Consider the following 1,160-nt stretch of genomic DNA (forward strand, 5'->3'; position numbering starts at 1 on the left):
AAACCAAAGATTACACCCGGAACAAGTACCCCTATAAATGCATATACCTTGAGAGGGGTTGTACGCGAGAAGCTGAATGTATTCAGTTGTGTTTCGTCAGATTTCCTCTTTAGATAGTCGTGCCCATGTACGGCGTTAATGATATAGCCAGAAACAATTCCTGCGCATAAACTTAATCCATATACGAGTGCGGCGGTTTCCGCCTCTTTCGCGATGAGTAAGAATGCGGCATCCCCCATTGTTGCAATCAATACTGCGACAAGTGCACCGAAGCTCATACTGCCATTCACGAACTGAGTGACTACAATAATAGCGCCACCGCAACCTGGTAGTGCACCTAAAAAAGCAGCTACTGGGACTTGGAGAATAGATTTTCGATTAAGTAATTCTCGAAGATCCGCTTTTAAGTGACGGTCAAGGTAGTAGAAGCCTGCTAGCGTGATCGAGACAAAGACGCTGACAGCGATATATGCATCGCTCATGGTTTCAACGATAAGCCCAAATAAGGTTTTGTCGACGATATATATTATGCCGATCAAGCATAGAAAGGGTGTAAGAAGTATTAGTTCTTTGACCAGTAAACGCGGTGTTTCCCGCCATGTTAAATCTGGACTTGGGTAGTTTATCTTTGCGAGTAGCCACGTTGTCATAAAGAGTTGTGCCTTAATGTGTAAGAGGATGTTGGCAGTGAGTGTTTAGTGCCTCTTCTACAGCGTCGAGGTGCACAATGTTTTCATGCATGTTGCGATAGGCAAGATCGAATAAGCGATAGTCTTTTTCTAGGGTCATGGTGCAAATTTCAGAGTAGGCTTGAACTGAAGAGGCTTCGCTTAAATAGAGGCTTTTAAGTAACTTAGAAAAAGAGCTTTTTAATTGTGTGCTAGGGTAGTGTTTGTTTCTCGTTTTTGTGGGCGCTTTCGGGCCTTGGATAAGTTCAATGCAATGCTCAATGCATTGGTAGTGATCTTTATCTTCGGTCAAGGCTGTGTGAAAACAAGATAATAAATGCTGGTCTCTGCCCACATGACACGCATGATGCTTTATTAATTCCGAGTAAAGCAAATGCGTTCTGATCTCGTTATTGGCGATAAGGTTCAATAAAGTGAGTAAGCGTGGTTTGGTGTCCGAGTCGAGTGTCTTTCTTAGGGTGATTTTCATGC

Annotated in this window: 2 protein-coding genes; both read right to left on the bottom strand. The window is 43.2% G+C overall.

The window, feature by feature from the left end; translation table 11 throughout:
• On the bottom strand, positions 1-650 hold a 650-nt coding region (locus A3739_RS10330; RefSeq protein ID WP_197472261.1), incomplete at its 3' end, for a putative manganese transporter.
• 13 nt (positions 651-663) lie between these two features.
• Positions 664-1,160 (bottom strand): hypothetical protein (locus A3739_RS30850; RefSeq protein ID WP_068478131.1); only part of this gene is annotated, 497 nt, incomplete at its 5' end.

It is taken from the genome of Oleiphilus sp. HI0067 (assembly GCF_001635735.1).